Source organism: Micromonospora haikouensis, from assembly GCF_900091595.1.
GTDB classification, from domain to species: Bacteria; Actinomycetota; Actinomycetes; order Mycobacteriales; family Micromonosporaceae; genus Micromonospora; species Micromonospora haikouensis.
In genome coordinates, this window is sequence record NZ_FMCW01000029.1 from 25,188 (window position 1) to 37,563 (window position 12,376).

Below are 12,376 nucleotides of genomic sequence, written 5' to 3' on the forward strand. Positions count from 1 at the left end.
GCTCCCCGGAGCGAGTGAGGTCGCCGGTGGTTCTCACCGGTCGCGTTGGCCCGCCAGCGCGTGCTCCCGCTCCGGCTCGGTGGGCCGGGCGGTGCGGTAGATCCGTTCGATGATGTCGATGGTCCGGTGTGCCTCGGCGACGGCCGCGCCCCGGCTGGCCGGGGCGGTGAGCAGGCCGGGCAGGGCATCGAGTTGGCGGTCGTACTCGGTGCCGATCGCCTCGGCGGGCAGCGGCAGCGCGACGGTCTCGCCGTCGCGGGTGCGGGTGAGCACCGGCGACGGCTCCCGGTTCGGGCTGAACCCGAACGTGCAGCGCAGGGTGGCCGTGCCGGCGACGCCATGCACGGTGATGGTGGTGCGGTCCAGCGCCTCGTGCGACGCCCAGCAGGCGTGCACGGCGACGGACGCGCCGTCGGCGGTGAGCAGGAACCCCCGCGCGGTGTCCTCGACGTCGCCCCGCGACCCGCCGACCGAACCGTCACCCCGTAGCGCGCCTGCGGCAGCGGCGGAACCGGCGGGGTCGCGCCAGACGGCGTGTGCGGCGGTGTCGTTGACGAAGTCGGCGGAGACGCTGCCGACGGCGCGGGTGATCCGGGTGGCCGGGCCGAGCAGCGGCAGCACCGTGTCGAGCAGGTGCCAGCCGAGGTCGACGAGCGCGCCGCCGCCGGAGAGGTCGCGGCGGGTGAACCAGCCGCCCGCGTCGGGCACCCCCCGGGCACGGACCCACGCCACGTCGACGTGCCGGATCGGGCCGAGCTCGGCGGCGGCGTCGGCGAGGGCCCGCACGTCGGCGCGCCACCGGGCGGCGCTGCCGGCCAGCAGCACCGCGCCGCCGGCGCGCTCCGCGTCGGCCAGCAGCGCCGCCTCGGCGGAGCTGAGGCAGACGGGCTTCTCCAGGAACACGGGTACGCCCCGGCGCAGCAGCCGGGCGGCGACGGCGGCGTGCAGGTGGTTGGGCACGGCCACCACCACCAGGTCCGCCGCGCCGGCGGGCAGGTCGTCGACGTCGGCGTACGCGAAGGGCACCGCGTGGGTGTCGCGGGCGGCTTCCCGGACGGCCGGCTGCGGGTCGACCAGGGCCGTCACCTCGAAGGCCGGGTGCGCGGCGAGCCGGGGCAGCCAGATCTCCCGGCCGGCCCAGCCGAGGCCGACCACGGCGACCCGGATCGGGCCGCCGGGCGGCACGGCGACGCCGGAGACGGCCGGCGGCGGGGTGGTCATCCGGCGAGGACGTCGGCCAGCACGGCGGCGATGTCGTGCATCTGCTGCTCGGTGCCGAGCAGGGTGCGGTGGTGCAGCCAGACGCAGTCGGAGTGGATCTGCTCGACGTTGGGGCAGCGGGCGGCGATCTGCTCGACGGTCTCGTCGGGGGCGCCGGCCTTCCAGAAGCCCTCGCACCGGTAGATGGCCCGGAACGCCACGAACGCGGGCACGCCCCGGGCGATGAGCGCGTCGACCACGGCGCGGCGGCGCTCCGGGGTGATCCCCGGGATGCGGAACATGGCCATGTAGTGCGGGTTGCGGTCGGTGCGCGGGTCGATGGTCTGCGGGACCACGCCGGGGATCTCGGCGAGCAGGCCGGCCAGCAGCGGCCAGCGCTGCTCGCGTACGTCGATCTGGCCGGCGAGGCGGGCGAGCTGGGCGCGCAGCACGGCGGCGGTGAACTCGCCCATCCGGTAGTTGGAGCCGGTGGTGCGGTGCAGGTAGTCGCGGTCGGTGCGCGGCCGGCCGCAGCTGTGCACGAGGAAGGCGCGCTCGCGGGTCTCCTCGTCGGGGAAGAGCACCGCGCCGCCCTCGCCGGCGGTCATCAGCTTGCCGTTCTGGAAGCTGAACGCGGCGATCGAGCCGAGTTCGCCGACCTTGCGGCCCTGCCACTGCGCGCCGTGGGCGTGCGCGGCGTCCTGGAGCAGCGCCACCCCGGCGTCGGCGGCGATCTTGTCGAGCGCGTCCATGTCGGCGAACTGCCCGGCCATGTGCACCGGCATGATCACCTTGGTGCGGTCGGTGACGGCGGCGGCGACGGCGGCCGGGTCGACGCAGTAGGTGTCGAGGTCGACGTCGACCGGCACGGCGACCGCGCCGAGGCGCTGCGCCGCGAGCGACGACGAGATGAAGGTGAACGCCGGCACGATGACCTCGGCGCCGGGCCCGACGCCGAGCACCTCGAGGGCCACCTCCAGGGCGTGGGTGCCGTTGGTGACGGCGAGGGCGTGCGGCGTGCCGTGGTACGCCCCGAACTCGGCCTCGAAGGTGTCGACCTCGCTCCCGCCCATCCGCCACCACTGGCCCTGTTCGAGGGCGCGGATCAGGCCGGCTCGTTCCTCGTCACCGAACTGCGGCCACTCGGGGAACTCCGGCACCGTCGACGGCTGACCACTCATGACTTCCCACTTCCCAATCCAGGAGGACCAGCGGTTCCCCGGCCGTCCCGCGGCGGCTGGACGCAGCGGTCTCCAGCTGGCAACGTCATCGGCTCGCGGTGGACGCTAACCGACCCGGCAGCCTGCTCACTTCCCCTAGCGGGCCCCTACCCACCCCTTAGTTCGCCGGTCGGCCGGCGGTGCCCGGCCCGTGGTCGGCGGGTGGCGTAGTAAGACTGCGGGGAATCTGTCGCCGGCCCCGCCGGGTCGCCCCACGCGAGGTGAGCTGTGTCCGACGTGCTCCTGCTGAACGGCCCGAACCTGGGCATCCTCGGTCGACGCCAGCCGGAGATCTACGGCACCGACACGCTCGCCGACATCGAGCGGGCGGTCGGCGAGGAGGTCGCCGCGCGGGGCTGGAACGTGGTGGCCGTGCAGCACGACTGCGAGGGCTCGCTGGTGCGTACGGTGCAGGAGCGCTACGACACGGTCGGCGCGATCGTGAACCCGGGCGCGTTGATGATCGCGGGCTGGAGCCTGCGCGACGCGCTGGCCAACTATCCCCGGCCGTGGATGGAGGTCCACCTGTCCAACGTGTGGGCCCGGGAGAGCTTCCGGCACGACTCGGTGCTCGCCCCGCTGGCCAGCGGGGTCATCGTCGGGCTCGGCCCGCTGGGCTACCGGCTGGCCGCCCGCGCCCTCGTCGCCACGGTCGGCTGAGCCCGGCCGGAAGGCAGGACCCCCCGCGTCGACCGGCCCGCCGGGTCCGGGCAGCCCGACAGGGTCCCGGCGACCCGTCACCCCCCTCCACTAAGGATGTTTCCGTGCGGACTCCCACCATCACCCTCAGCATCATCCTGGCCGCCGTGTTCATGGCCACGGCCGTGCAGAAGCTCGTCGGCGAGCGCAAGACCCGCGAGCGGATGGACCACCTCGGCGTCTCCGCCGGCCTCACCCGGGTCATCGGGGTGTTGGAGCTGGCGGCCGTCGTCGGCCTGCTCGTCGGGCTGTTCTGGCCGCTGGCCGGGCTCGCGGCGGCGGTCGGCCTCGTCCCGCTGATGATCGGCGCCGCCGGCTACCACCTGCGCGCCCGGGACCCGTTCGCGGTGACGGTGATGCCGATCGCGTTCGGGTTGGCGGCCGCCGCGCTCGCGGTGCTGCACGTGCTCCAGAGGTGAGACCGGTGCCCGGGGGCAGCGACAGGGACCACGTCGGCGTCCTCGGCGTCGACATCGGCGGCACCAAGGTGGCGCTGCGCGCCGAGGAGTTCGCGGCCGGGCCTGCGGAGGGCGCGCGCGCCGGGGAGGTCCGGGGCGCGACGGGAGCGGGCGTCCGGGCGTACGAGCGGGTGCTGGCCTGGCCCGGCGGCGGCGTCGAGGCCGACGTGGCGGCGCTGGCCGACGCGGTCGGCGCGCTGCGCGCGGAGTCGGGGCTGCGGTTCGCGGCGGTCGGGGTGGCGATGCCCGGCACCACCGGCCCGACGGGCCGGGTGGTCGTGTGGCCGGGCCGGCCGAGCTGGGCGGGGTTGCCCTTCGACGAGACGCTGCGCGGGCTCTTCCCGGGCAGCCGCACCGCCTGGGCCGACGACGGTGACCTGGCGGCGCTGGCCGAGGCCCGGCACGTGGGCGCGCAGGACGTCGTCTACCTCGGGGTCGGCACCGGCGTGGGCGGTGGCGTGGTGCTCGGCGGCCGGCCGCTGCCGGTGCCGGGCCGGGGCTCCCCCGAGGTCGGCCACCTGGTCGTCGACATCGACGGGCCCCGGTGCGACTGCGGCCGGCACGGCTGCCTCCAGGCGATCGCCTCCGGGCCGGCGACGCTGCGCCGGGCCGCAGCAGCCCGGGGCGGCGAGGTGGGCTTCGCCGAGCTGCGCGACGGGCTGACGCAGGACCGGCCGTGGGCCCACGACGCGGTCCGACCGGCGGGTACGGCCCTCGCGGCGGCCGTGGTCAGCCTGGGCGAGCTGCTCGACCCGGCGGTGGCGGTGCTGGGCGGCGGCTTCGCCGCCGGGCTGCCCGGCTTCGTCGACCTGGTCGGTCGGGAGGTGATCCGGCTCGCCCGGCCGGGCCGCCCGGCCCCCGCCGTGCGGGCCGCCGCCCTGGGCGGGCTCTCCTCGCTGCACGGCGCGGTGGCGCTGGCCCGGGACCTGGCCGCGCCCCGCTGAAGCCGCACCGGCCCGGGTCGACCCGGGCCGCCCGTTCGACCGAGAGGAACGCACATGATCAGGATCGGTGTCGTCGTCGGCAGCACCCGGCCGGGCCGCAAGGCGGAGGCCGTCGCCGCCTGGGTGCGGGACATCGCCGCCCAGCGCGGCGACGCGACCGCCGAGCTGGTGGACCTCGCCGATCACGCCCTGCCGCACCTGAACACGCCGCTGCCGCCGTCGATGGCCCCGTCGGGTGACCCGGCGGTGCGCCGGTGGGCCGCCCGGATCGCCGCCTTCGACGCGTACGTCTTCGTCACCCCGGAGTACAACCACTCCGTGCCCGGGGTGCTCAAGGACGCGATCGACTACCTCTACCGGGAGTGGCGGAATAAGGCTGCCGGGCTGGTCAGCTACGGGGTGCACGGGGGCACCCGGGCGGCCGAGCACCTGCGGCTGGTCCTCTCCCAGGTGGAGGTCGCCGACGTCCGGTCGCAGGTGTCGCTCTCCCTGGTGACGGACTTCGTCGACTTCACCGAGTTCCGGCCGGCCCCGGCGCAGGCGAAGGCGGTGGGCGAGATGCTCGACCAGGTGGTCGCCTGGGCCGGCGCGCTGCGCGTGCTGCGGGGGCGCTGAACCGGCCGCCGCAGAACCGCCCCCACCAGCGCGGACGGCCGGGACGGCCGGCCGCGGCGGGGTGGGCATAGACTGCGGGCATGGGGCAGCATCGGTGAGCGGCGACGGGTGCCCCGCGCTGCCCACCGACCACGTCTGCTGGCGCCACGACGACCCGGCCGCCTTCGAGGCCGCCGCCCGCGCGTTCCTCACCGTCGGCCTCGCCGCGGGCGAGGAGCTGTGGTTCGTGACGGAGCGGGATCCGGCCGGGGCCCGCGAGTGGCTGGCCGCCGTCCCCGGGCTGGCCGACGCCCTGCGCGACGGCAGCGCCCGGGTCGTCCCGCTCGACGGCACCTACGTCGACGGCCGGGTCGCCGACCCGGCCGCCCAGGTGCGGGCCTACGCGGAGGCGACCGAGGCGGCCCTGGCCGCCGGCCACGCCGGGCTGCGGGTGGTCGCGGAGGCCACCGGGCTGGTCCGCACCCCACGGCAGCGGGTGGCCTTCACCCGCTACGAACACCTGATCGACGGCTACATGCGGGCCCACCCGTTCTCCGCCATGTGCGTCTACGACCCCCGTGAGCTGGGTGCGGCGGCGGTCGCCGAGCTGGCCTGCCTGCACCCGGCGGGCAACGTCGACGACGTGCTGTTCCGGCTCTACGCGGCGGGCCGGGGCCGCACGGGGCTGGCCGGCGAGCTGGACCGGTCGGCCCGCGACCTGCTCGCCACGGCGCTGGAGCGGGCCGCGCCCCGGCCGGTCGACGGGCGGGTGGTGTTCGAGGCGGGCCGGCTGCGCTTCGCCGACCACCGCTGCCTGCAGCTCCTTGGCGAGTACGCCCGCGGTCTGGGTGCCGTGGCGGTGCTGCGCGTCCTGCCCGGCGTCGGCGTGGCCCGCCTCGTCGACCTGCTGGGCCTGCCCGGGATACGCGTGGAGGCCGCGCGGTGAGGACGGGTGCGGCGGCGGGTCACCGGGGCTACTTCCACGAGGCGGTCTGTTATGCCTCCGAGGAGGAGCTGCTGGCGGTCGTGGTGCCGTTCCTGCTCGGCGGGGTCGCGGCCGGGGAGCCGACGGTGGTGTCGCTGGGCGCGCGCAACGCCGCCCTGGTGCGGGGCGCCCTGCCCGCCGGCTGCGGGGTCACCTTCCTGCCCGGCGGCGACGTCTACGCCCGGCCGACCGCCGCCATCCGCTCCTACCGCGAGATGCTCGCCGGGCACGTGGCCGACGGGGCGCGGCAGATCCGGATCGTCGGGGAGCTGCCGCCGGTCGCCCTGGGGGTGACCTGGGACTGGTGGGCCCGCTACGAGTCGGCGATCAACCACGCGTACGACGAGTTCCCGCTGTGGAGCATGTGCGCGTACGACACGCGCAGCACGCCCGCGTCGGTGCTGCGGGACGTGGCGCGCACCCATCCCCGGCACGCCACCCCGGACGGGCGGCACGTGCCGAGTCCCGGCTACACGGAACCGACCACCTACCTGCGGGAGAACCGGCCTGCGCCGCCGGACCCGCTCCAGTCGACGCCGCCGGTGGTCGAGCTGGCCGAGCCCACGGCGGCGCAGGCCCGGGCCGCCGTGCACGCCGCCGGCGGGGGCCGGCTGCCCGTCGACGACGCCGAGGACCTGGTGGTGGCGGTCAGCGAGACGGTGACCAACGCGCTGCGCCACGGCCAGCCGCCGGTCTGCCTGCGGCTGTGGGTGGGGCCCGACCGGCTGGTGGCGACGGTCTCCGACGGCGGCGACGGGCCGAAGGACCCGTTCGCGGGGCTGCTCCCGGCCGGCGACGGCGCCGAAGGCGGCCTCGGCCTGTGGATCGCCCACCAGTCCTGCAACCACGTGTCGGCGCACCGGGGGCCGGGCGGCTACACGCTGCGGCTGACGGCGGGCAACCCGCACTTCGTCGCCTGAGGCCGCCCGGCCCGCCCGCTCAGGGGATCGTCACCCCGTACGCGGCGAGGATCTCGTTGATCGGCTGGTAGTAGGTGGTGCCGCCGGTGGTGCAGTTGCCGCTGCCGCCGGAGAGGATGCCGACGATCCTGCCGGTGGCGGCGACGTAGAGCGGGCCGCCGCTGTCGCCGGGTTCGGCGCAGATGTTGGTGCGGATCAGGCCGGTGACCGAGCCCTGGGCGTAGTTGACGGTGGCGTTGAGCCCGGTGATCGAGCCGCACCGCACGCCGGTGGTGGCCCCGCTGCGGCAGACGGCCATGCCGACGACGGGCGCGGCGGTGCCGGTGACGGTCAGCGTGCCGGGGTAGGTGTGGACGGCGCTGGGGTGGGCGACGGTGGTGGAGGTGTAGCGGACGATGCCGTAGTCGTTGCCGGGGAAGCTGCTGCCGGCGCGGGAGCCGAGGACGCTGGTGCCGGCGCTGTCGGCGTACCAGGTGGTGGCGGTCGTCGTGCAGTGGCCGGCGGTGACGAAATAGTAGGTGCTGCCGCTGCGGACGTTCGCGCCGAGCGAGCAGCGCCCGCCGCCGGCGGCGTAGACGGCCTGCCCGCCGGCGATGAGGGTGCTCAGCCGGCCCGGTTCGCGGCGGACCACGGCGTCGGTGCCGGCGAGCCGGACGCGCAGGGCGGCCAGTTGGCCCTCGCCGACCGTGTCGTCGGCGGCGACGGTGGTCCGGCCGGTGGCCGGGTCCACGGTCCACGCGGTGCCGGCCGGCGCGTCGGCGACGACGACCGGGGCGGGCACGCCGGTCGGGGCGGTGGGGGCGGCGTGGGCAGCCACCGGCGGCGCGAGCAGGGGTACGGCGAGCAGGAGGGCGAGCAGGGGGAAGCGGCGCATCCGAACCTCCATGTATCGGCGTGCGTGGATGCGTACAGCTTCCCCGTCCGGGCCCGCCCGGATCAAGTGCCCTGACGGTCGGCGACCACCACGGCGATGCCGTCGAGCACCCGTTGCAGGCCGAACTCGAACGCGTGCTCCGGCCCGTACGCCGCGCCGTGCGCCTCGCCGGCCGCGGTGCCGACCCGGGCGGCCGTCGGGTAGCTGCCCGACTTCATGAACCGCTCCAGCCAGGGCGCGTGCGACTGCCACCACTGGCCGTCGGTCATGCCGGTCTCGCGCTCCAGGTTCACCACGTCCAGCTCGGCCCGCGCCGCGCTCCGCACGTGGCCGAGGACCAGGGTGAGCACGGCGTCCATCTCGACGTCGTCGAGCCCGATGTCGGCCACCGCGCCCAGCTCGTAGTCGTACTTGGCGAGCAGGTTCGGGCCGAGCACCGGCCGGCTCGTCTCGGCGCGCAGCAGCCACGGGTGGGCGCGGTAGAGCCGCAGGTTCTCCCGGGCGATCTGCTCCAGCCGGGCCCGCCAGCCGCCGGGCACGTCGACCGGGCGGCTCATCTCGCCGTAGAGCGTGTCGACCATGACGTCGAGCAGCTCGGCCTTGCCGGGCACGTACGTGTAGACGGACATGGTGCCGGCGCCCAGCGCCTCGCTGACCCGGCGCATGGTGAGCGCGTCGATCCCCTCGGCGTCGGCGATCTCGATCGCCGCCCGGACGATCCGGTCGACGCTGAGGCCGGGCCCGGCGCTGCGGCTGGCCGGCTCGCGGGTGCGCCAGAGGATGGCCAGGCTGCGGGCGGGGTCGACCTTGCCCTTGCGCGCGTTCGACATAGTGCCGCCATCCTAACGGCGGGATACCGTACCTCGTACGGGGCGAGCGGCGGGCCGGTCGCCGACCGGCCCGGAGATGCGGCTCAGACGGCGTTGCCGAACAGATCCCGCCCACACCAGGCGCACCGGCACCGCACCGTCACCTCTGCGGCTCGTCCGCGACGTACACCCCACTGCCGGCGCGGCCCACCGTCAGACCCCGATCACGGGTCAACTCCAGGGCACGCTGGATGGTCGACACGCTGACCGAGTAGAGGTCGGACAGCTCGCGCAACGACGGCAGCTTGGTGCCGGGCTGGTACTCCCGAGCGTTGATCCGGGCAGTCAGGTCGTCTGCGATCTGCCGCGACGACATCGGTATGGGCATGTGGTCACTCCCTGGCTGGCCCGGCGATTAGATCACGACTCGCCGACGGGGTCCGCGCAGTGATTGACCTAGGTCATACAGTGACCTAGATCTGCAGTCCCCCGCCCTGGCTGGCGTCTGACGCGGGGATCGGCACCACACGCGCACCACTCGCGATGAGCACCATGACGTCGACAGCAGAAGGACCCAGATGGAGCCCAGCACAGACAAGCCCGCCGACCCGCCCATGTGGCCGCCCGACTCCCAGCGCCGCCCCGGCAGCCACCGGCAGGCGGACGACGGGTGCGGCGATGGCTGACTGTCCGGCGCCGCACAGCCCGTCGCGGCCGGACTGGAACTGTCGCGCCTGCGGTGAGCCGTGGCCCTGCCTGACCCGCAAACGCCAGCTCAAGGAGCTGTGCCACTGCAACATTCGGACGCTCACCCGGTACATGAGCGACTACCTGCGCGACGCCCGCGAGGAGATCGTCGGCGTCAGCACCGCCGAGATCACCGAGCGCTTCGTCGGGTGGTGCGCCAGACCGCTCGGGTCGTGGGCGGCACCAGAGCGCCCGATTCGACAGGTCGAGGCCACCGGCGGTGGTATGCGCACCAGCCAGAAGGCGGGAGACATGCTGGGCAGTGACCAGGAGCAGAGTCGGGGCGAGCAGATACAGGAAGCCGAACGGCAGGCGGCCCGGCAACGCCTGCTGGAGCTGGCCGAGGCGGAGCGGATACCCGCCGAGGAGACCACCCGGGCAATACCCGACCGGCGGTGGCGTCGTGACCAATGATGAGCTGCCGATAGGCCGCCGCGTGGCCCGCCTGCGAAGCCGGCGGCACATGACCCAGCAGATGCTCGCCGACCGGCTGGGCAGATCCAAGAGCTGGGTCGACAAGGTCGAACGCGGCGTACGCACCTTGGACAGGTTCTCCGTCATCGCCGAGGTCGCCACCGTGCTGTGCGTCGACCCGACACTCCTGCTCGGACGGGACACCCCGCCACCGACCGGCGGCGCATCGGTCGCGGCCGGAATCGACGCGGTACGCGCTGCTCTCGCCCGCTACGACACCGACCCGGACCGCCCCGCGGCCACCCCGGCCGGCGACCTGGCCGCACGGGTGGGGCATGCCTGGCTGGCGTACGAGCACGCCGACTACCCGGGCCTGCTGCGCGCGCTGCCCGGCCTACTCGGCGACGCCCAACTCGCCCACGCCGCCAGCGGCAGCGGCAAGACGGCCAGCCTGCTGGTGCAGGCGTACCGGATCACCGCGTCGGTGCTGGTCAAGCTCGGTCAGGCCGACCTCAGCTGGTTCGCCGCAGACCGGGCGATGGCCGTGGCCAGCAGCGACCCGTCGCTGTCAGCGTCGGCCGTCGTGCCGCTCGGGCAGGCGTTACGCGCCCTCGGCTGCGCCCGGCTGGCGCTGGCCGCCACCGTCCCCGCCACACACCGGATCACCACCCCTCGACCGCCCGGCACCATGCTGCTGCGCGGGGCCCTGCTGGTCGAGGCCGCCCGCGCCGCCGCAGCGTGCAAAGACGCGAACGGCGTACGGGAGCTGCTCGACCAGGCGGCCAGCATCGCCGCGCAGGTCAACCACGGTGACGACCCGTGCCGCGTCGGTTTCTGCCCCGCCACCGTGACACTGGCCCGGGTCACCACCGCCGCCGACCTCGGCGACGCCCACGAGGCCGTCACCCTGCACGCCGAGGTCGTCGCCCTCGGCCAGTGGCTACGGCTGCCGGTCGAGCACCGGGCGGCCTACCTGCTGGACGTCGCACAGGCGCACCTGCTCGTGGGCGACCTGCTCGCGGCGGGGCGGACCCTGATCCAGGCGGATCGGACCGCGCCCAGCGAGGTTCGGTTGCGGCCTGCGGCGCGTACGGTGATCGCCGAGCTGACGCGCGGCGGGCCGCTGCCGGCCGACGTGGCCAGCCTGGCCACGGCCATCGGCCTCCCGACATGACCGGCCACCGCGGTTGGTGGTCACTCCTCGATCAGGTCGAGCAGCGCGTCCGCCGGGTCGGGACCGGGCGGCCCCGCCGGCCACCACTGGCCCGCGCGCCTGCGGAACGGATACCAGCGGCCGTCGCGCCCGTAGCGCACCTGCGCGTCGCGGCCGACCGTCCACCGGTTGCGCCAGTTGCGCACCTCGGGCGCGGCCCCGTCGACCCCGCCCGCCTCGCGCAGCGCCTCGGTGGCCCGGGCGACCAGTTCCTTCGGCGGGCCGAACACCGCGTCGACGACGTCCACGCCGGCCGCGCCCGCGTACTCCCAGGCCCTGACGGCCCGGGGGAGGTCGGCGACCCGGCCGCTGGCCTCGCCCAGCCGCCTCGTCGCCGCAGATCGCGGCATCCGGGCCGCCAACCGCACCGCGTCGCACCAGGCGTCGGGCTCGGGGACGAGCGGCCCCGATCCGGTCACGGCGAGCAGGTCCCGGGCCCGGTGCGCCGCGTCGGCGGCGAGCACCCCGAGCGCCTCGGCGTCGATGCCGGGCGCCTCGTGCCCGGCGAGCAGCGGGGCGAGGGCGAGGGGCTCGCCGGTCACCGGCCCCGGCGACGCGGGCAGGGCGGCGGGCGGCGCGGCGTACGCCTGCTCGGCCGGGGTGCCGGCCGCCTCGTCGGTGGCGTCGGCGGCGACGGACCGGCGGGCGTTGCGCCGGCGCAGGTCCGCCATCAGCTCCGCCTCGCCCCGCCCACGCATCAGCAGCAGCACGAACGGGTCCCGGTCGAGCAGCCACGCCGCCTGGTACGCAAGCGCGGCGGCGTGCCGGCACGGGTGGTCCCAGGACGGGCAGTCGCACTCGGGGTCGAGGTCGCCGTAGCCGGGCAGCAGGCGCACCCCGGCGTCGTCGGCGGTCTGCACCAGGTCGTGGGGCATGTCCCGGTCGAGCAGGGCCGCGATGTGCCCGGCCTTCGCGGCGACCCGGTCGAGCAGCCGGTCCCACTCGGCCGCGGCGAGGGTGCCGACGCGCACGATGGTGTCGTGCGGGGTGTACTGGTCGCCGTCGTGCACCCCGGCGGAGATCCGGCCGGGGCTGACGGTGATCGACCCGACCTGCCCGGCGAAGGCGTACCGGCGGCCCTTCTTGAGCTGCTCCGGGTCGAGGGCGGTGCGCTCCATCGACTCGATCCAGGCGTTGCCCCACCAGGTGTCGGCGAACTTCCTGCCGACCCGCCGGCCGGGGCCGAACCTCGGGAAGCTGCGCGCCCGCCGCTCGTCGGCGGTCGGCCCGGCGTCCGGCTCCCGCTCGTCGTCGGGCTCCGCCTCGTCGAAGTCGTACTCGATGTCGAAGTCCACGTCG

General features: G+C 75.6%; 14 protein-coding genes. 8 read left to right on the plus strand and 6 right to left on the minus strand.

Annotated features, from left to right (window positions below; genetic code table 11):
* Window positions 1-33: 33 nt before the first annotated feature.
* Entirely contained in the window at window positions 34-1,221 is a 1,188-nt protein-coding gene (locus GA0070558_RS25555) for a Gfo/Idh/MocA family protein (RefSeq protein ID WP_091284300.1), read from the minus strand.
* Window positions 1,218-2,381, minus strand: a complete 1,164-nt coding sequence (locus GA0070558_RS25560; RefSeq protein ID WP_091284303.1) for a DegT/DnrJ/EryC1/StrS family aminotransferase — start codon at window positions 2,379-2,381, stop codon at window positions 1,218-1,220. Before GA0070558_RS25560 ends, GA0070558_RS25555 begins: the two co-directional genes overlap by 4 nt.
* A gap of 267 nt (window positions 2,382-2,648) precedes the next feature.
* Between GA0070558_RS25560 and GA0070558_RS25565 the strand changes: the two genes are divergently transcribed.
* The 6 genes from GA0070558_RS25565 (at window position 2,649) to GA0070558_RS25590 (ending at window position 7,020) form a co-directional block, all read left to right on the plus strand.
* Entirely contained in the window at window positions 2,649-3,080 is a 432-nt protein-coding gene (locus GA0070558_RS25565; RefSeq protein WP_091284306.1) for a type II 3-dehydroquinate dehydratase, read from the plus strand.
* A gap of 104 nt (window positions 3,081-3,184) precedes the next feature.
* A complete protein-coding gene (locus GA0070558_RS25570) occupies window positions 3,185-3,538 on the plus strand; it encodes a DoxX family protein (RefSeq protein WP_077937001.1) in 354 nt (117 codons plus the stop codon).
* Between the two features lie 5 nt (window positions 3,539-3,543).
* A complete protein-coding gene (locus GA0070558_RS25575) occupies window positions 3,544-4,521 on the plus strand; it encodes an ROK family protein (RefSeq protein ID WP_091284307.1) in 978 nt (325 codons plus the stop codon).
* A 54-nt stretch (window positions 4,522-4,575) separates the two neighbouring features.
* Window positions 4,576-5,136, plus strand: a complete 561-nt coding sequence (locus tag GA0070558_RS25580) for an NADPH-dependent FMN reductase (RefSeq protein ID WP_077936999.1) — start codon at window positions 4,576-4,578, stop codon at window positions 5,134-5,136.
* A 94-nt stretch (window positions 5,137-5,230) separates the two neighbouring features.
* On the plus strand, window positions 5,231-6,061 hold the full coding sequence (locus GA0070558_RS25585) for an MEDS domain-containing protein (protein ID WP_218107096.1): 831 nt from the start codon (window positions 5,231-5,233) through the stop codon (window positions 6,059-6,061).
* Window positions 6,058-7,020, plus strand: coding sequence for an anti-sigma factor RsbA family regulatory protein (locus tag GA0070558_RS25590; protein ID WP_091284308.1), 963 nt, complete (start codon window positions 6,058-6,060; stop codon window positions 7,018-7,020). Before GA0070558_RS25585 ends, GA0070558_RS25590 begins: the two co-directional genes overlap by 4 nt.
* Window positions 7,021-7,039: 19 nt before the next feature.
* Here the strand turns inward: GA0070558_RS25590 and GA0070558_RS25595 are convergent, their stop codons facing one another.
* From GA0070558_RS25595 to GA0070558_RS25605, 3 genes are all read right to left on the minus strand, one after another.
* Complete coding sequence (locus tag GA0070558_RS25595) at window positions 7,040-7,894, minus strand: S1 family peptidase (protein WP_091284310.1); 855 nt, start codon at window positions 7,892-7,894, stop codon at window positions 7,040-7,042.
* A gap of 62 nt (window positions 7,895-7,956) precedes the next feature.
* Entirely contained in the window at window positions 7,957-8,724 is a 768-nt protein-coding gene (locus GA0070558_RS25600) for a TetR/AcrR family transcriptional regulator (protein ID WP_091284313.1), read from the minus strand.
* A 139-nt stretch (window positions 8,725-8,863) separates the two neighbouring features.
* Window positions 8,864-9,091 (minus strand): GntR family transcriptional regulator, encoded by a 228-nt coding sequence (locus tag GA0070558_RS25605; RefSeq protein ID WP_091284315.1) that lies wholly within the window; start codon window positions 9,089-9,091, stop codon window positions 8,864-8,866.
* 290 nt (window positions 9,092-9,381) lie between these two features.
* Here GA0070558_RS25605 and GA0070558_RS25610 point away from each other — a divergent pair, with 290 nt between their 5' ends.
* Complete coding sequence (locus tag GA0070558_RS25610) at window positions 9,382-9,864, plus strand: hypothetical protein (protein ID WP_091284317.1); 483 nt, start codon at window positions 9,382-9,384, stop codon at window positions 9,862-9,864.
* Between the two features lie 22 nt (window positions 9,865-9,886).
* Entirely contained in the window at window positions 9,887-11,038 is a 1,152-nt protein-coding gene (locus tag GA0070558_RS25615) for a helix-turn-helix domain-containing protein (RefSeq protein ID WP_256092127.1), read from the plus strand.
* A gap of 20 nt (window positions 11,039-11,058) precedes the next feature.
* Here the strand turns inward: GA0070558_RS25615 and GA0070558_RS25620 are convergent, their stop codons facing one another.
* Window positions 11,059-12,372: an SWIM zinc finger family protein gene (locus GA0070558_RS25620; RefSeq protein ID WP_256092121.1), complete on the minus strand. Its 1,314-nt coding sequence runs from the start codon at window positions 12,370-12,372 to the stop codon at window positions 11,059-11,061.
* Window positions 12,373-12,376 lie beyond the last annotated feature (4 nt).

Excerpts from the sequence above, each read along its gene's own strand:
- GA0070558_RS25555 (WP_091284300.1), bottom strand. The coding sequence starts at position 1,221 with ATGACCACCCCGCCGCCGGCCGTCTCCGGCGTCGCCGTGCCGCCCGGC.
- GA0070558_RS25560 (WP_091284303.1), bottom strand. The coding sequence starts at position 2,381 with ATGAGTGGTCAGCCGTCGACGGTGCCGGAGTTCCCCGAGTGGCCGCAG.
- GA0070558_RS25580 (WP_077936999.1), top strand. The coding sequence starts at position 4,576 with ATGATCAGGATCGGTGTCGTCGTCGGCAGCACCCGGCCGGGCCGCAAG.
- GA0070558_RS25595 (WP_091284310.1), bottom strand. The coding sequence starts at position 7,894 with ATGCGCCGCTTCCCCCTGCTCGCCCTCCTGCTCGCCGTACCCCTGCTC.
- GA0070558_RS25600 (WP_091284313.1), bottom strand. The coding sequence starts at position 8,724 with ATGTCGAACGCGCGCAAGGGCAAGGTCGACCCCGCCCGCAGCCTGGCC.
- GA0070558_RS25605 (WP_091284315.1), bottom strand. The coding sequence starts at position 9,091 with ATGCCCATACCGATGTCGTCGCGGCAGATCGCAGACGACCTGACTGCC.
- GA0070558_RS25610 (WP_091284317.1), top strand. The coding sequence starts at position 9,382 with ATGGCTGACTGTCCGGCGCCGCACAGCCCGTCGCGGCCGGACTGGAAC.